This is a genomic window from Ruegeria sp. AU67, from assembly GCF_900312795.1.
GTDB classification, from domain to species: Bacteria; Pseudomonadota; Alphaproteobacteria; order Rhodobacterales; family Rhodobacteraceae; genus Ruegeria; species Ruegeria atlantica.
In genome coordinates, this window is the sequence record NZ_OMPH01000040.1 from 202604 (window position 1) to 220487 (window position 17884).

Below are 17884 nucleotides of genomic sequence, written 5' to 3' on the forward strand. Positions count from 1 at the left end.
TCACCGTCCCTCGCGCAGCCAGCCCGCCAGAAGGAACCCGCCCGCCAGCAGCAATACAAGCCAAGGTGGCAATAGCCCGGCCTGCGTCACGTCACGTGTTTCATAGGCGTCGCGCGGGGTCAGACCGATCCATCCGCGCCCTGATGCGGGACGCCCGGCACGTACGTTGCGGATCGACGGCAAACCCTCCTCCAAACGCACTGTACCGCCGCGCAATTCTGCCGTCACAGGTTCCAGAACCTCGGCCGTTGCGATCGTGCGTTCGAATTCCTTGGGTGCCGCGGGGCCAAGCCCGATGACGGTGGATTGTTCCCCTTCCTGCAGGCGGTAGAGGCCAATTTCCGGCCCGAAATACTGTGCTTCGAACCGCCCTGGAGAGACCTCATCGAGGGTAATCTCGACCGTTTCGCCGTTCGGACGAGTTACGGTTACCGGCCCGACCTCATCCCCCAGCGTCTGACGGATGATGCGCATCACCTGACCATTGGCCTCGGCCCATAAGGCCTCTTCCTCGAGCTCGGGCTCTTTCATCATCCAATGCGCCAACCGGCGCAGCAATTCCAGCTGCGGTCCGCCGCCTTCGAATCCCCGGCTCCACAACCAAGCATGGTCCGAGGCCAGCAGCGCCACGCGCCCTTCGCCAACACGGTTGAGCACCAACAGGGGCCGGTCATCCACACCCGTCATCAACACCTCACCCGCGCGGTGATTGACGTCGATCTGGCGCAGCCAAGCACCCCAGTTATCCGAGTCGCCAAGGTCAGTCGTGACCGGATGGCGATGCCCCAAATCGGTGACCATCGGCACATAGCGTTCCTCGATCACCCGCGCGGTGGGTTGCGCGGGCAGGATCGGTGCCAGGGGTGAGCGGAAGATACTGTCGGCGCTGGCAAAATCCGGTCCGGCAGCAATAAGAACGGCACCGCCTTCGTTGATATAGTTGGTAACGTTGTCCAGATAGATCGCTGGCAGGATGCCGCGCCGCTTGTAGCGGTCAAAGATGATCAGGTCGAAATCGTTGATCTTTTCCAGAAACAGCTCGCGCGTCGGGAAGGCGATAAGCGAAAGCTCATCCACCGGCACCCCGTCCTGCTTTTCGGGCGGGCGCAGAATTGTGAAATGTACCAGGTCCACAGAACTGTCAGATTTTAGCAGGTTGCGCCATGTTCGCCCGCCCGGATGCGGCTCTCCGGACACCAGCAACACGCGCAGCCGGTCACGGACCCCGTTCATCTGGATCAGCGCGGTGTTGTTGCGATCGGTCAGTTCGCCCTCAGCCTCTGGCACGGTGAACTGAATCACGTTGCGCCCGCCATGGGGCAGCGTGATCGGCAGCTCTACATCAACACCAATGGGAATCGTGAATTGTTCGGCTTCGGCCCCGTCGACCGAAATTTCGAGCGGCGCGGTCGAGGCCCCAATGGGCGATGCACCGCTATCCTCAACCCTTAGGGTCAAGGTGACGGGTTCATCAATAATGGCAAAGGCAGGTGCATTGCGGACGATCAAACGGCGATCCCAATCCGTTGTACGCCCTGTTTGCAAAAGATGCATGGGCGCGGGCAGGTCGGGGGCCTGATCGGCATCATGCACGATGCCGTCCGACACCACCAAAATGCCCGCGATCCGCGCGCGTGGTTCTTCGGCCAACGCTTCGTTCAGGGCCGCCATGACTTGGGTGCCTTCGTCCCCGTCTCCGTCGCCTACGCGAATGCGGCGCAGTTCCGTATTGTCACGGGATTCAATCTCGGCCGCCAACTCCTTTGTGGCTTGTGCAGTCTGATCCGCCCGGTCCGAAAGGGTTTGGCTCGCGCTTTCATCCTCTATCATCAGAACGATATCGGTCAGCGGCGCGCGATCTTCGATCTGATAGACCGGACCTGACAGCGCAGCGATCACAACCAGCGCCGCCAATCCCCGCAAAGCCCAGCCAGACAGACCGCGCCACAGGGCCAGAGCAACCCCAGCGACGGCAATCGCAACCACGATGGCCAGAACGGGCCAGGGGATCAGCGGATCGAAGATGACGGTTCCTGTCATTGTCCCAACCTGTCCAGCAAGGCAGGCACGTGCACCTGATCTGATTTGTAGTTCCCGGTCAGCACATGCATCACCAGATTGACACCAAAGCGGTTTGCAAGCTCACGCTGCCGCTCACCCGCATAGCCGCGACCAACCGGCAGCAGTGCCTGACCGTTGCGATCAATGGCCCAGGCCGCACCCCAATCATTGCCGCCGATCACCACCGGCGTCACGTTATCATTGAGGTTGCGGAATGGCATGCCTTCGATCTGCTCAGCATCCATGGGTGCCGACTCGACCCACACTTCGGTGCCCGCGTAGCGACCCGGGAAATCCTGCAAAAGGTAGAAGGCACGGGTCAGGACATGATCACGCGGAACAGGCTCTAACGAAGGGATATTCAGCGGAGCCGCGATCTGTTGCAGCTTGCGCCCATTCGGGCTGGCGGCCCCAAAGCGCGCCACATCTGCATCGCGGGTGTCGAACAGGATCATTCCGCCCGAACGCAGGTAAGCGTTGAGCTTGGCATAAGCCTCTGCCGACGGCTGCGGCTGGTCGGGTGAGATCGGCCAATAAAGCAGCGGGAAAAACGCCAACTCGTCCCGTTCCAGATCCACGCCAATGGGTTCAGCAGGTTCTACCGAGGTTCGGAAAAACAACGTCTGAGCCAATCCGCGCATTCCTGCAGCCGCAATATCGTCAACCTGCTGATCACCCGTCAGAACATGCGCCAGAACCAATTCCTGTGTGGCGCTCAACGCGAAATCTGTACTTTCGGGCGTTTGCGCCTGTACTTCGGGCACCAGCAAAATCGCCCCTAGTGCGACAGCCGCAGCCCTGGCCAGACCCAGGCGACCGGACAACGCCAGCGAGGCGATGACGTCGATCGTCAGTAATAGCAATGCAAGGCTCAGCAGGATGCCCCCAATGGGTGTTTCGGTGCTGATCTCCTGCCCCTTGATTGGAACATCCGACGGCCAGACCGCTGGGCTGAGCACCGTTTCATCGGTCAAAACGTTCCGAGCCAATTTCTGTTTGCCGCTTTCGTAAAGGCCGGGTCGCAGATCGGGACCGATCTGGCTGGTCACAAGCTCAACACCATCGACGCCCGGTAGATTTCCGGCATCAGACAGAACACCAAAGCCATCCATAACCTGAATCGGTTCCCACGTGGTGCCTTGCAACTGTGACTCCTGCCGCGATTTCGCCGCTGAGGACACCGCCAGCCGGTCCAGCATTTCAACAAAAAGCCCAGACAAGGGAAGGCTGGACCATTCCGCATCTGCCGTGACATGGAACAGTACCACCTGCCCCAAACCCAACGCTTTGCGGGTCACCAAGGGCGTGCCATCCGAAAGTGAGGCAATGACCCGATCCGCCAAATTAGGGTCTGGTTGCGCCATGACTTGCGTGGTCACTGTGACATCTTCCGGCACCTGCAGCCCGTAGAAGGGCGAGTTCTCAGGGAAAGGTGCCAGCCCTTTGGCTTCGCCCCAGCTCATCGCGCCACCGACCGAGCGTCCGCCGCTGCGTAGACGCACCGGCAACAGGGTATCCTCGGCATCCCGGCCAAGATCGCTGGCCGCCATCCGAGGGCCAGCAAAGCGCAGCAGCAAACCGCCCTGTTCCACCCATTCGACCAGCGCCGCTTGTTCGGACCCTGCCAGTTTCGCCACATCGGCCAGCACGATCACATCGGGATTGGCGGGCAGGACTTCCAGCAATCCGCCATCGACGAAGTCCGCCGTTGGGGTCAGCACTTGCGTCAGGTAATGCAACGGCGACAACAGCTCTAACCCTTCGCGGTTCAGCGATCCGGCAATCAGGGCGACTTCGCGCCGCCGCAAGCTATCATCGGTCAGCGTGACGGCCCCTGCCGAACGCTCACCCTGAATCTCAAACCGGGTGATGCGCGCGCGCAGTTCTGAAGGCAGCGACAGTTCTATCTGCGCCTGTGTCTCACCGCTGGCAAACTCCATCTCGGCCGATTGCAGAACACGCATTGCACCGGCGGGGTCACGCCCCTGAGCCAGAATCGTGATGCGATCTGCAGGACCGGGTTCCGCCCGTTGCGCGGACAATTGAATAACGCCGTCCTGATATGTAGCAGGCAAAATCGCAACCGCAGGCGACGGGGCCTGATAGACTGTCACATCACCGCGCGCGCGCAGGGCAGACAGGATCGTCTCGTGCCCTTCGTAAGTCAGGCGGTCGCTGAACCAATGGGTGGCAAACCCTCCGTCCACCTGATCCATGGCAGCCAGCGCCATTTCGACTTGCGCCCGGGTCGGTTGCCACGGTGTCGGCGTCAGCCCGGGTAAACGGCCGCGCCATGCTTCGGCGGCTTGGAATACGGGGGCGTCAGGTTCGGTCAGGCGCAGGATGGCCACGGTACGGCCTGCGCGCCCGGCCTCGGTCAACTGCACATCGATCTGATCCAGAGTCGTTGACCAGCGGGTCGCCCCGGCCCAGCTGGCATCCAGCACCAGCAGCAACGGACCCGAGCCTGCCTGATCGCGCGAGGGGTTCAGGACCGGTCCGGCCAATCCAATGATAATCGCCGCCGCCGCCAGCATGCGCAGCAACAGCAACCACCATGGGGTGCGGTCAGAAACGCTTTCGTCATCCCTTAACCCCAGCAGTAGCGTCACGGCCGGGAACAACCGACGGATCGGCGCGGGTGGCACGGCACGCAAGATCAACCACAGGATCGGCAGGGTCAAAAGACCCATCAACACCCACGGTGCGGTGAAGCCAATGCCTGCCAGAACCGTCATCCCGTTCCCCCATCCAGCGCACGATAGAGCCACAACAGAGCCGCTTGCGCACTGTCATCGGTGTGATGCAGCCCTAGTTGCCACCCCGTCGCGCGGCACAGCCGGGTCAGTGCGTCCTTACGCTTGGCAAGCCGTTCCAGATACCGCTCACGCAGATCTCCGGCCTTTAGGGTTTCATGGCGAACGGAACCGCCGACGCTTTCAAAAATCGTACGACCGCGATAGGGAAAGGTCTCTTCTCCGGGATCAAGAACCTGCAGCACCAAGCCTCGCACCCCACGGTCGGCGGCTTTGGTGAGGGCCAGTTCAACCTCATCCAGCGGACCAAGGAAATCGGAAATGAAAACGGCGCGGGCATGCGGGATCATGGCGCGGTGTTCGGGTGGCGCATAGTCGGACTCAGCATCCTCGGACCATGCTTCTGCCAGTCGGATGACCTGCGCGTTGCCGCGCCGTGGCGGCAGGGTCGTGCCGGTCAGGCCGACGCGCTCACCCCCGCGCACCAGCAGGATCGCGGTTGCCAACCCCAGCAGACGAGCGCGGTCGGCCTTGGTTGACAGGTTGTTGTCGGACGCAAACCGCATCGACGCGCCCTGATCGACCCACAGCATTACCGATTGCGCAATCTGCCACTCGCGTTCGCGCACAAATTGCTGATCCCCCCTGGCAGAGCGCCGATGGTCGATCATCCGGCGGCTGTCGCCGATCTGAGCAGGGCGATATTGCCAGAAGTCATCACCAAGCCCCGCGCGGCGGCGGCCGTGGTCGCCCAGCAGAACGGTTCCGGCCAATTGCTCAGCCCGTGCCAACAACGGCGGCAGCCGGGACGCCTCGGCCTCAGATCTTTCTCGAAGGGTCAGCGCCGCATTCACGCCGCAGCCTCGGTGCGGACAAGACCAGCGGCAGTCGAGTCGATCAGGTCAGCCAAACTGTCACCGCGCGCCCGCGCCGCAAAGTTCAACGCCATCCGGTGGCTGAGCACCGGACGCGCCATGTCCAGCACATCCTCGGAATTTGGGGCCAAACGCCCCTGCAGCATCGCCCGGGCACGCACTGTCATCATCAGCGCTTGTGCAGCACGGGGGCCGGGGCCCCAGGCGACGGTTTCAGCCACCCGTTCGGAAACACCCGCCTCTTCGGGGCGGAAGGCGCGGACAAGATCGAGGATCAGTTCCACAACAGAGTCCCCGACCGGCATACGGCGCAACAGGGTCTGAGCGGCCAACAGCTCTTCCTTGCTGAAAATCTCGTGCGCTTCGTCCTCTTCCACGCCAGTCGTGGCCAAAAGAATATCGCGCTCGGTCTGTCGATCGGGATAATCCACGTCAATTCGAACCAAGAAACGGTCCAGCTGCGCCTCGGGCAGTGGATAAGTACCCTCTTGCTCGATCGGGTTTTGCGTCGCCAATACGTGGAATGGTTCACCCAGATCGCGGTCTTCGCCAGCCACAGTCACAGTGCGTTCCTGCATCGCCTGTAAAAGCGCTGACTGAGTCCGGGGGCTGGCGCGGTTGATTTCATCCGCCATCAGCAGCTGACAGAAGATCGGGCCGGAAATAAAGCGAAAGTGGCGGCTGCCATCCTCGGCTGTGTCCAGAACCTCGGACCCCAGAATATCGGCGGGCATCAGGTCGGGTGTGAACTGGATGCGGTTGCCGTGCAGACCCATCACGGTCGACAGCGTTTCAACCAGCCGCGTCTTGCCAAGCCCAGGCAGGCCGATCAGCAGGGCGTGGCCACCGCACAACAGGGCGGTCAGCGTCAGGTCCACGACCCTTTCCTGTCCGATAAAGCGACGGGTGATCGAGGCCTTGGCCTCTTGCAGTTTGATTTCCAGCGCTTCGATCTCGGACACGAGGTCGGCAGGTTCGGTCATGACTTTCCCTTCCGTGGACTATTATGATTGAAGTGTATCGCGCGAAAAGGAAATGGCAAAAGCAATGAGCGGACAAAAACCTGTGACCCCCTCTCCGGACGGGCTGGCGGCCTCGGTCAAAGCGGCCAAAACCAGGGGTTTACCCCCTGTTCACCTGTGGAATCCTCCGTTTTGCGGCGATCTGGACATCCATATCGCAAAAGATGGGTCTTGGACTTATTTAGGGTCGCCGATCAACCGGTTCGAGCTTGTGAAGCTTTTTTCCTCAATTCTTAAGAAAGAAGGCGGCAAATACTACCTTGTGACCCCGGTGGAAAAGGTGGGAATCACTGTCGAGGATGCGCCTTTTGTGGCCGTGGATTTTGACGCGACAGGCGAGGGTCGGGCCCAAATACTGACATTTACGACCCGTGTTGGTGATACCGCGATAGCTGGTCCTGATCACCCGATCCGGATTGTCATCGATCCCGAAACAGACGAGCCGTCACCTTATGTATTGGTTCGCGCAAATCTTGAGGCGCGAATAGATCGCAAAAGCTTTTATCGTCTTGTGGACATCGCAACGCACAAAGACGGCTGGTTTGGCGTCTGGTCCGGTGGGCAGTTTTTCCCGCTTGTCCGGTCGGACAGCCTGACCGACTAGGCCGGTTTTGCGACCCGACGATCCTGTGCCAGAACAACAGCCATCGCGACAACCCCTGCGCCCAGCGCACGGGTCCAGTTCCACTCTTCGCCCAACACCAACATGATCAGCATCACGTAGAAGGGGGCGACATTGATGTGAAAGGACGTAAGCGCGACGCCCAGTTTGCCAATCGATGCGACAAACAGGATCTGGCTGAGCGCCATGGAAATCAGCGAATAGATCGCCAGCATCCCAATTTGACGCGTGTCGATAGAAATGGATGGCACGATATCCATGCCCAGATGATGTGCTCCGGCCATCAGGATGGTTGCCATGAAGAACCCGCCAACAAATGTGACCGCTGCGCGCCCGGTCTGGCTTAATTCGGGGAAATCTCGCGAGGTTGCCTGGCTACCCCAGCAAAACAGTGCTGTCGCTGCAACGGCACAGGCCGCGCCCAAACCCAACTTTGCCGGGGCGACGGCGCTGGTGGCGATCAATCCGCCCACTACCGAGATCAGAACCCCAACAGCAAAATTCCACTTGAGTCGCCGAGTACCAGACGCAAGTTCCAGCAATGTCGCAATCAATGGCGCGCATGAGGCAATGATGGCCGTTGTGACCGGGTCCGTCAGTTTTTGCGCCACGATCAGCAGAAACATCCCCAGACCGATGCCAAACCCGCCGACAACAAACGCATGTCCCCAACGGGCGCGTAGGACCCGTTCCGGGCCATCTATCATGACCCAAATCGGGAGTAGAAACGCAACAGCCATGGCCATGCGCGCAACCAACAACGCAACTGGCGGCCATGTCTGCAACAGCACCTCGGCCGCCGGAAACCCAGCCGCCCACGTCAGCATGGACGCCACTGCCAAGCCGTTGCCGGACAGGACCGAATTTTGGCCGGCAGGCGCAGAAAGGGTGTTCCCGCGCGCGGGGTCTGGGCTCATCGCCATTATGTTCGAACCTTTTGTTGGCACGGTGTTCTGAAATGATTCGCCGCGTTGCCCCGACCCTCGCTGATTCAGTCAGCCCGATCTGGTCGAATTTCGACAAACTGTCGTTTTCAGTCTCTTTCGTTAAAATCGCCTCGCGGATAAGGTCAGCGCACCAGCTAACCAAAGGCCTCCGATGCCAAAATTCGCCGCCAATATCTCTCTGCTCTTTGCCGAGCTTCCCTACCTGGAACGGTTTCAGGCCGCCGCAGAGGCCGGGTTCAAAGCGGTCGAGATTCTGTTTCCATACGAACTGGCCGCCAAAGAGACACACCGCGCGTTGCTGGCCAACGGTTTGGATCTGGTGCTGATCAATGCGCCCCCACCCAATTACATCGGCGGCGATCCCGGTTATGCCGCTGTTCCCGGTGGTGAAGACCGGTTCCAGTCGGATATCCGCCGTGTTTTGCGCTATGCTCAGGTTCTCCGCCCGGGGCTGATCCACATCATGTCAGGCTATTCCTCGGGACCGGACGCGTTTGAATGCATGGTGCACAACCTGCAATGGGCGGCCGATCTTGCACCGCACCAACAATTTACGATTGAACCGCTCAACCCCGTGTCTCAGCCCGATTACTTCCTCAATGATTACAACCTGGCTGCTGATATCCTGGATCGTGTGGATCGCCCGAATGTCGGCCTGCAATATGACAGTTTTCACGCGCATATGATCCACGGAGATGCGCTGCAGGTTTGGGAACAGTTTCATCCACGGGTCGTACATGCCCAGGTCGGAGCAGCCCCGGACCGCTCTGAACCGGGACGCGGTCCGACGGATTTCGCTCAGCTTTTTAACGCTATGACGGCGTCGGGATATTCCGGTTGGGTTAGCGCCGAATACACACCGTCAACATCCAGAACCGTGCACTCATTGGGCTGGATGTGACGCCAGATTCCCTATTCCGTCTGGAAATCAGGGGGAAAATATCTAAAACCGGGGCATCGCGACCTTAAGGATGCCCGAAATGATCCCTGCCCGCTTGGCCCACGCTGTATTCGGACTGATCATGTCCGGCCTCATGTCCTGTATCGTCACTGGCATCGCCACGGTCAAAGCTGTCGGTTTCGGACCGTCCACATTTGGTGACTGGATGGGTTCCTGGGCTTTTTGCTGGCCCATCGCCTTCGCCGTCATCCTGACCCTTGGACCAACGGTAAAACGTATGGTCGAGGGCTGGGTCAGACCGCAGGACTGACCCGCTGCTATGAGGGCCCGCCGGGCCTGATGAGCAGCGCCCTAATGCGCCTCGGCCCAGTTCGCACCCTGTCCGGCATCCACGCTCAGTTTTACGTCCAGCTTCACAGCTGGATCAGATGCGCCTTCCATCACGTCGCGTGCGACATCGATCAAAGGGTCCACCGCATCCTCGGCGACTTCGAACAGCAATTCGTCATGCACCTGCAGCAGCATCTTGGCGGGCAGACCATTGATCGCATCTGGCATCCGCACCATCGCGCGCCGGATTACATCCGCCGCCGTTCCTTGAATTGGCGCGTTGATCGCCGCCCGGCGCGAGAAACCGGCATGCGGACCTTTGGCGTTAATCTCAGGTGTATGGATTTTACGTCCGAACAAAGTCTGCACATAGCCATGCTCTTTGGCAAAGGCGACAGTTTCGTCCATATACTTGCGAATACCCGGGAAGCGTTCGAAATAACGGTCGATGAACCCCTGTGCCTCGGCACGCGGGATGCGCAGATTGCGCGCCAGACCAAAGCCTGAAATGCCGTAGATCACACCAAAGTTGATCGCCTTGGCCTGACGGCGGATATCCGGCGTCATCTCGTCCAGCGGCACATCGAACATCTCGGACGCGGTCATGGCGTGAATGTCCAGCCCGTCGGAAAACGCCTGTTTCAGGGCCGAAATGTCGGCGATATGCGCCAGAATGCGCAGCTCGATCTGGCTGTAGTCGAGGCTGACCAGCACATTGCCCGGTTCGGCTATGAACGCCTCGCGAATGCGCCGACCCTCCTCGGTACGCACCGGAATGTTCTGCAGGTTCGGATCGGTCGAGGCCAGGCGCCCCGTATTCGCCCCTGTGATGGAATAAGATGTATGCACCCGGCCCGTATCTGGATTGATATGGGTCTGCAGCGCGTCGGTGTAGGTCGACTTCAGCTTTGACAATTGCCGCCAATCCAAAACCCGGCGCGGCAATTCATGCTCGGTCGCGAGGTCTTCGAGAATGTCAGCCCCGGTCGAATATTTCCCGGTCTTACCCTTTTTGCCGCCTTCCAGACCCATCTTGTCAAACAGGATCTCGCCCAGTTGAGCGGGGGAACCGACGTTGAAATTCTCACCCGCCAATTCGTGGATTTCAGCCTCTAATCCGGCCATTTTTTGGGCAAATGCGTTGGACATCCGGCTCAGCACATCGCGGTCAACCTTGATACCGTGCATCTCCATCTCGGCCAGAACCGGCACCAGCGGGCGTTCGAGCGTTTCATAGACGGTTGTCACCTGCACCTGATGCAGTTGCGGTTTGAACTGCTTCCATAGGCGCAGAGTGATATCGGCATCTTCGGCCGCATAGGCGGTCGCTTCATCAATCGGCACCTTGTCGAATGTGATCGCCGATTTACCCGAACCCAGCAGCGGTTTGATCGGGATCGGCGTGTGGTTCAAATAGCGTTCGGACAGCGTGTCCATCCCATGCCCATGCTCGCCGCCATGCATTGCATAGGACATCAGCATCGTGTCATCGATTGGCGCCACGTTCACGCCATAGCGGGCGAAAATCTTGGCGTCGTATTTCATGTTCTGCCCGATCTTCAGGATCGACGGGTCTTCGAACATAGGTTTGAGCAGATTCAGGGCCTCATTGACGGGCATTTGCCCCTCGGCCAGCGCGTCTGAACCGAACAGATCGTCGCTGGCGCTTTCGCGGTGGATCAGCGGGATGTAACACGCCTCGCCCGGCTCAACCGACAGGGAGATGCCAACAAGATCAGCGATCATTTCATTCAGGCCGGTGGTTTCCGTATCCACGGCGATCCAGCCGCGCTCATACGCCTGGTCGATCCATTTTTGCAGCGCACCGGCATCCCGCACACATTCGTATTTCGACGCATCAAAGGGGATAGCTTCAGCTTCGACCACCTCAGCAGCCGGCGCCGGCGCATCGGCAATCGCTGGCGCTTCGGCACCCAACTTGTCCGCGATCCGCTTGGTGAGCGTGCGAAACTCCATATCTGCCAGAAAACCCAGCAAGGTGTCAGGTTCGGGATCTTTCACCTCAAGATCGTCCAGCGTGAAATCCAGCGGTGTGTTCTCGTCCAGTTGCACCAGTTTCTTCGACAGCTCGATTTGGTCGCGCTTTTCGATCAGGGTTTGGCGGCGCTTTGGCTGCTTAATTTCTTCGGCCCGGTCCAGCAGCGTTTCCAGGTCACCGTATTCGGTGATCAACAGGGCGGCCGTCTTGACCCCAATGCCTGGAGCCCCGGGAACGTTATCGACGCTGTCGCCCGCCAGTGCCTGCACATCAACCACGCGTTCAGGGCCAACACCGAATTTCTCAATCACGCCATCGCGATCGATGCGCTTGTTCTTCATCGCATCCAGCATTTCGACACCGCCGCCAACAAGCTGCATCAGGTCCTTGTCCGAGCTTACGATTGTCACACGCCCGCCCGCTTCACGCGCCTGCACAGCAAGGGTCGCGATGATGTCGTCGGCCTCGTACCCCTCCAACTCTTTGCAAGCGATGTTGAAGGCTTTCGTCGCTTCGCGTGTCAGGGGCATCTGCGGGCGCAGGTCCTCGGGCATCGCTTCACGGTTGGCCTTGTAGAGGTCATACATATCGTTGCGGAACGTGTGCGAGCCTTTGTCGAAGATCACCGCCACATGGGTCGGTGCGTCCGGGCCAGCGTTCCCTTCGACATATTTCTGCAACATGTTGCAAAAGCCGGAAACTGCGCCAATCGGGAGCCCGTCCGACTTTCGCGTGAGTGGCGGCAGCGCGTGATAGGCCCTGAAAATAAAGGCCGATCCGTCAATCAGATGCAGGTGACACCCTTTTCCGAAATTGCTCATGCGCGCGCTCCGTTCTGGTTGGAAACGGTTCTGCCACAGGCCCGCGCGGGTGGCCAGCAAAGAAGGTAGTCAATCCACACATGAGGCCGGAAATCTGTGCCGGAACGTTCACGCAGGCCGTCAATCACGCGACGCGGAACTCCTGCCCGGTTCTGTCCCAGATCAGCCCCACACGCTCGGCAATGCCGTTCATCTGCTTGTGCAGCGATCGGTCGTTCAATCTTCGGCTCAATGTGCGCAAGGGAATAAGATTGCGCTCTCCGTAACCATCGATCAGCAGAAACATCCGGGTTTGATTGCGCAGCCCGTAGACAATGTTGGTCTCGTGAATATCGCGGGCAACAACTTGAAGTTTAAACAGTTTTTTGGCAAAATTGTTCAATTCATTCAGAACATCAACGCTCAGCGCTCCATCTTCGCACAACTTCGCAAGGGGATGTGCGAGCTGTCCGTCATCGGATTCGATCCGTTCCACAATGATCGCCGGGCCGATGTCGGTTTGCGCTATGCCAAAACATCGCGCCAAGGGCAGGTGCTCGATGTCGGTGCCGCTTTTCAGCGCCGCCTTCATCTCGCCCTCGATTTCTTTTAGCGCATTGCGGAATACAGAATCGGGCAGAAGCCGCCGGATCAACCGTTTTGCAAAGGATCGGTTGGGCCGTTTGCGCGGGCGCGTCACCTTTACCAATAAGTGAGATTGCCCCGGGCACGCATACACGTCTCGATGCCCGCCGCTGGCAATCGGGTCCTGATCGGACACCCGCAAAAGCTGCACTGCAAAAAGCATCCGGCCTCCGAATTTATTGCGCGTCGTGCTCCGACAGTACGTACTTACAATCGCAATACGGGCATTCGACCCAGCCGGTATCTTCGGGGATCTGCAACCAAACGCGCGGATGGCCCAATGCGCCTTCGCCGCCGTCACAGGCGACACGTGCGGTTTCGACGAACTTGGTTTCCGGTGCATCAAGTGTCACGGCTGGCGATCCTTCATTGGTTGTCGGCCTCGCGGGCATGCATTAGGTGCGTTTATGAGCGATGAGCAAACCGGGGGCAAGGGTCTCATGACCGATGCGGCAATCAGGATCGATGGACTGCGCAAGACCTATCGGGGTGGCAAGGGCCAGCCCGAGAAACAGGCACTGAAGGGCATAGACCTGAGCATTCCACAGGGGTCGGTGTTTGGCCTGCTGGGCCCGAACGGGGCCGGTAAATCGACCTTGATCAACATTCTGGCTGGTCTGGTGGTGAAATCGGCCGGGTCAGTGTCGATCTGGGGGTACGATCAGGACCGCAACCCACGCCAGTCCCGCTCCGCGATTGGCGTGATGCCACAAGAGCTGAACCTTGACCCGTTTTTCACCCCCCGCGGCGCGTTGGAGGTGCAGGCCGGTTTGTACGGCGTACCCAAGGCCCAACGCCGCAGCGATGAGATCCTTGAACTGGTCGGTCTCAGCGACAAGGCCGAATCCTATGCCCGCACGCTGTCGGGTGGCATGCGGCGGCGGTTGCTGCTGGCAAAGGCGCTGGTGCATCACCCCAAGATCCTGGTGCTGGACGAACCGACAGCAGGTGTGGATATCGAATTGCGTCAGATGCTCTGGACAAATGTGCGCAAGCTGAACGAACAGGGCATGACCATCATCCTGACCACCCATTACCTGGAAGAAGCGCAGGAAATGTGTGACGAGATTGCCATCATCAACCACGGTGAAAAAATCGCGCAGGACAGCACCGCCAACCTTCTGGGCCGAATGGACAGCCGTACCATGGTCATCGTGCCCGACAACCCAGTCGTCGATCTGCCCGCAACCAAAGGGGTCGAAGCCGCCTTGCGCGACGATGGTAACCTTGTTCTGCAATATCGCAGCGCCCAAACCAACGCCGAGCAAGTTCTGGAATCCGTCCGCGCAGCCAATATCCGCATTCGCGACGTCCGCACTGAAGAGGCTGATCTAGAGGATGTGTTCCTCGCCTTGACGTCCAGCCGCTCCGAGGACGCCCCGGCGGTTGATCCGGATCAGCCGCGCCGGGGAATGCATAGGGTCAAGCTTTAATCTCGGTCGATTCTTGCCTGATAGCAGTTGTTTCGCGCGGATCGGACATGGATATAGGCCACATCTGGCCGGGCAAAGATTTCTCTGACTTTTGCACCGATCTGATCCGTGGGCGTGATCGCCCCGGTGCCATAGACGATGCGGTCATCTGCACCATAGCCCTTAATAAGGTAGTCGGGCGACGAGGTCAGGATCTCGGGCAGGTCTTGCCCTTCGCATCGCTCACAGGGTGCAGCACACAGAAAGATCGGCCCGGTTTCCGCATATGGATGTGTCTCTAAAAAAGGCCTGTGGGCCAAGATCAGCATTTCTTCGCCCTCGGAAATGTTCTGCAAACAATGGCGACACGGGTTGCCGGCACCCGTGGAAACGGCCCTTTCTGGCGTTGCGCCATAGGAATCCGGGTGACCGGCCTGAAGGGCGCGTACCTCGTCGGTGGGCAATGCGGTGATTTTGAACATTTTGGGTCTCCTTTTTCCCGACACTGCCCATCGGAGCAAACCCAATCGACCCGTTTCCTGCGCAAAGGACTCGAAAAAGAACAAAACGTGAATATAATGCGGAATCGTCATGTATGCCGAACTGTCGATCACATCGAATTTCACCTTCCTCACCGGGGCATCCCACCCCGAGGAGTATATGGAGCGTGCCGTCACCCTGGGCCTGCCCACCATCGCCATCGCTGATGACAACTCGGTCGCCGGAATCGTGCGCGCCCATACGCAGGCGCGCGAGATCACCCGCAAGGTGCGCGAGCGGCTGGAGTGGGAGGCGCAGAACACCTCCATAGGCCCACCCTGCCCCGATCACATCCCCAAGCCGCCCTCGTACCCGATCCACGCGGTGCCCCGCCTGATCCCGGCGGCACGGCTGATCTTTATCGATGCGCCCACGGTTACCGCCCTGCCCCTGAACCGGCAGGGCTGGGCCAATCTGTGCCGCATCCTGTCCAAGGGCCGTCTGCGCGCCGAGAAAGGCGACTGCATCCTGCACCTGACCGACCTGCTGGAGTTTTCCGACGGTCTCCACCTGCTGCTGTGGCCACAAACGGCCCGTTTTCCGGGCGGCGCGGACGGCTGGCGGACACAAGCGCAACAGCTGACGCGCCGCTTTGCCGGGCGGATGCATCTGTTGATGCACCCCCGGTATGACGGCGCAGATAGCGTATATTTCTCTTTATTAGAGACTGAATCAAAACAGCTCGGCACCCCTGCACTCGCCAGCGCCACACCGATTATGCATCACGGGGGCCGCCGCAAGTTGGGTGATGTGCTGACCGCCATCCGTCTGCGCCGCAAGGTCGATGAGCTGGGCCGAGACGCGCTGGCCAATGGCGAACAACGCCTGCGGTCCGAGACCGAGATGCTGCGCATCTTCAAAGGTTATGAGGGGGCCGTCGCCCGCGCGCATGAACTCAGCGAACAGCTCACATTCTCGCTGGACGAGCTGCGTTATGAGTACCCCAGCGAGGGCAGCGAGCAGGAAACCCCGACCCAACGCCTGCATCGTCTGGCGCATGAAGGGTTGCAATGGCGCTACCCAGCCGGGGCGTCCGAGAAGGCGAAAAAGATGCTGGCGCATGAGCTCGCCCTGATCGGCAAGCTGAAATACGAACCCTACTTTCTGACAGTCCGCGATATCGTTCATTTCGCCCGCTCGCGCGGCATCCTCTGCCAGGGGCGCGGCTCAGCGGCCAATTCGGTCGTCTGTTTCTGCCTCGGCATCACCGAGGTCAGCCCCGAGATGGGCACGATGGTCTTTGAGCGCTTCGTGTCCGAGGCGCGGGATGAGCCCCCCGATATCGACGTCGATTTCGAACATGAGCGCCGCGAAGAGGTGATCCAGCACATCTATGACCGCTATGGCCGCCATCGCGCCGGCCTCTGTGCCACGGTCGTGCATTATCGCGGCAAACGCGCCATCCGCGAGGTTGGCCGCGCGATGGGACTGACCGAAGACACGATCTCAGCGCTCTCTTCTCAGCTTTGGGGCTTCTTCTCCGCCGCGGGGCTTGAGGCGGAACGGATGCGCGAGATTGGCCTCGACCCCGAAGATCGCCGTCTGAAACAGACTCTAATGCTTGTATATGAGATCGACGGGTTCCCCCGTCACCTGTCTCAGCATGTCGGCGGCTTCATCATCACCGAGGGGCGTCTGGACGAGCTTGTTCCTATCGAGAACGCCACGATGGAGGACCGCACGGTCATCTGCTGGGACAAGGACGATATCGACACGCTGGGCATCCTCAAGGTCGATGTCCTCAGCCTCGGAATGCTCACCTGCATCCGCAAGGCCTTTGATCTGATCGGGCAGCACCACCAGACCAGCTATACACTCGCCACCCTGCCGCCCGAGGACCCTGTCGTCTACGACATGCTGTGCAAGGCGGACTCGATTGGCGTGTTTCAGGTGGAATCACGGGCACAGATGAACTTTCTGCCCCGGATGCGGCCCCGCAATTTCTATGATCTGGTGATTGAGGTCGCCATCATCCGCCCCGGCCCCATTCAGGGCGACATGGTCCACCCCTATATCCGCCGCCGGAACGGAGAGGAGGAGGTCAGCTTCCCCTCGGACGAGTTGGGCGAGGTGCTGGGCAAAACGCTGGGCGTGCCGCTGTTTCAGGAACAGGCCATGCAGATCGCCATTGTCGGCGCAGGCTTTACCCCGGAACAGGCCGACCGGCTACGCCGGTCTCTGGCAACCTTCAAGAAGCACGGCAATGTCAGCGAATTCCGCGCGCTGTTCCTGCGCGGGATGAAGCGTAACGGGTATGAAGACGACTTTGCCGAACGCTGCTTCTCGCAAATCGAAGGGTTCGGGTCCTATGGTTTCCCCGAAAGCCACGCGGCCAGCTTTGCGCTGCTGGTCTATGCCTCGGCCTGGATCAAATGCCATCATCCGGGGATATTCGCCTGCGCCCTGCTGAATTCACAGCCAATGGGGTTCTATGCCCCCGCCCAGATCGTCCGCGATGCGCGCGAGCATGAGGTTCAAGTGCGCCCGGTCTGCATCAATGCCAGCTTTTGGGACAATGTGATGGAACCTGACGGTCAGGGCGGGCTGGCGCTGCGGCTGGGCTTCCGCCAGATCAAGGGCCTCAGCGAGGAAGATGCCAGCTGGCTGACAGCCGCGCGCGGCAATGGCTACCATCAGGTCGACGATGTCTGGCGCCGTGCCGGTTTGGGACCATCGGTGATCGAACGGCTGGCCGAGGCGGATGCCTTCGCCGCCTGCGACCTGACACGGCGCGAGGCATTGTGGCAGGCCAAAGCGATCGCCACAGCCAAACCCCTGCCGCTGTTCTCGCAAGATCTGGAGGGGGAGGCGCTGGATGAACCCGAGGCCTACCTGCCGAAAATGACCTTGGGCGAGCAGGTGGTCGAGGACTACGTCGCCACCCGCCTCAGCCTACGGGCGCATCCCGTCGCCCTGCTGCGGCATATTCTGACACCGGACCCGCGCGACAAAACCACGCCTGTCGCATGACCGC

14 protein-coding genes are annotated in these 17884 nt (G+C 60.0%); 5 read left to right on the plus strand and 9 right to left on the minus strand.

Annotation, left to right across the window (positions count from 1 at the left end):
- From DK510_RS20450 to DK510_RS20465, 4 genes are read right to left on the minus strand one after another with little or no spacing between them, the layout of a single operon-like run.
- A complete protein-coding gene (locus tag DK510_RS20450; RefSeq protein ID WP_109313676.1) occupies window positions 1-2040 on the minus strand; it encodes a hypothetical protein in 2040 nt (679 codons plus the stop codon).
- Window positions 2037-4799, minus strand: coding sequence for a DUF4159 domain-containing protein (locus tag DK510_RS20455; protein ID WP_109313677.1), 2763 nt, complete (start codon window positions 4797-4799; stop codon window positions 2037-2039). The genes DK510_RS20450 and DK510_RS20455 overlap by 4 nt, the downstream gene beginning before the upstream one ends.
- The gene (locus tag DK510_RS20460) at window positions 4796-5671 is read right to left on the minus strand and encodes a DUF58 domain-containing protein (RefSeq protein WP_109313678.1); all 876 of its coding nucleotides are present in this window, start codon (window positions 5669-5671) and stop codon (window positions 4796-4798) included. Before DK510_RS20460 ends, DK510_RS20455 begins: the two co-directional genes overlap by 4 nt.
- The gene (locus DK510_RS20465) at window positions 5668-6675 is read right to left on the minus strand and encodes a MoxR family ATPase (RefSeq protein ID WP_058272869.1); all 1008 of its coding nucleotides are present in this window, start codon (window positions 6673-6675) and stop codon (window positions 5668-5670) included. Before DK510_RS20465 ends, DK510_RS20460 begins: the two co-directional genes overlap by 4 nt.
- A gap of 64 nt (window positions 6676-6739) precedes the next feature.
- Here DK510_RS20465 and DK510_RS20470 point away from each other — a divergent pair, with 64 nt between their 5' ends.
- Window positions 6740-7318 (plus strand): DUF1285 domain-containing protein, encoded by a 579-nt coding sequence (locus DK510_RS20470; RefSeq protein WP_200833266.1) that lies wholly within the window; start codon window positions 6740-6742, stop codon window positions 7316-7318.
- Here the strand turns inward: DK510_RS20470 and DK510_RS20475 are convergent.
- Window positions 7315-8253 carry a DMT family transporter gene (locus DK510_RS20475; protein WP_109313856.1) on the minus strand — a complete coding sequence of 313 codons (939 nt, stop codon included), beginning with the start codon at window positions 8251-8253 and terminating at the stop codon, window positions 7315-7317. The genes DK510_RS20470 and DK510_RS20475 overlap by 4 nt on opposite strands.
- Before the next feature lie 181 nt (window positions 8254-8434).
- Here DK510_RS20475 and DK510_RS20480 point away from each other — a divergent pair, with 181 nt between their 5' ends.
- Window positions 8435-9184, plus strand: coding sequence for a hydroxypyruvate isomerase family protein (locus DK510_RS20480; RefSeq protein ID WP_109313680.1), 750 nt, complete (start codon window positions 8435-8437; stop codon window positions 9182-9184).
- 79 nt (window positions 9185-9263) lie between these two features.
- A complete protein-coding gene (locus tag DK510_RS20485; protein ID WP_082637211.1) occupies window positions 9264-9494 on the plus strand; it encodes a DUF2798 domain-containing protein in 231 nt (76 codons plus the stop codon).
- A 41-nt stretch (window positions 9495-9535) separates the two neighbouring features.
- On the opposite strand, the gene polA is transcribed toward DK510_RS20485, so the two are convergent.
- The 3 genes from polA to DK510_RS20500 form a co-directional block, all read right to left on the minus strand.
- Window positions 9536-12334, minus strand: coding sequence for a DNA polymerase I (gene polA, locus DK510_RS20490; RefSeq protein WP_109313681.1), 2799 nt, complete (start codon window positions 12332-12334; stop codon window positions 9536-9538).
- Window positions 12335-12458: 124 nt separating this feature from the next.
- Entirely contained in the window at window positions 12459-13121 is a 663-nt protein-coding gene (locus tag DK510_RS20495) for a YrbL family protein (RefSeq protein WP_109313682.1), read from the minus strand.
- 13 nt (window positions 13122-13134) lie between these two features.
- Window positions 13135-13311, minus strand: a complete 177-nt coding sequence (locus DK510_RS20500; protein ID WP_108859985.1) for a zinc-finger domain-containing protein — start codon at window positions 13309-13311, stop codon at window positions 13135-13137.
- An 87-nt stretch (window positions 13312-13398) separates the two neighbouring features.
- Here DK510_RS20500 and DK510_RS20505 point away from each other — a divergent pair, with 87 nt between their 5' ends.
- Window positions 13399-14391, plus strand: coding sequence for an ABC transporter ATP-binding protein (locus DK510_RS20505; protein WP_109313683.1), 993 nt, complete (start codon window positions 13399-13401; stop codon window positions 14389-14391).
- On the opposite strand, the gene DK510_RS20510 is transcribed toward DK510_RS20505, so the two are convergent.
- The gene (locus DK510_RS20510; protein ID WP_109313857.1) at window positions 14388-14852 is read right to left on the minus strand and encodes a DUF1203 domain-containing protein; all 465 of its coding nucleotides are present in this window, start codon (window positions 14850-14852) and stop codon (window positions 14388-14390) included. The two genes, DK510_RS20505 and DK510_RS20510, sit on opposite strands and share 4 nt — an antisense overlap.
- A gap of 109 nt (window positions 14853-14961) precedes the next feature.
- On the opposite strand from DK510_RS20510, the gene DK510_RS20515 reads away from it, so the two are divergent.
- Window positions 14962-17880: an error-prone DNA polymerase gene (locus DK510_RS20515; protein WP_109313684.1), complete on the plus strand. Its 2919-nt coding sequence runs from the start codon at window positions 14962-14964 to the stop codon at window positions 17878-17880.
- Window positions 17881-17884: the final 4 nt, after the last annotated feature.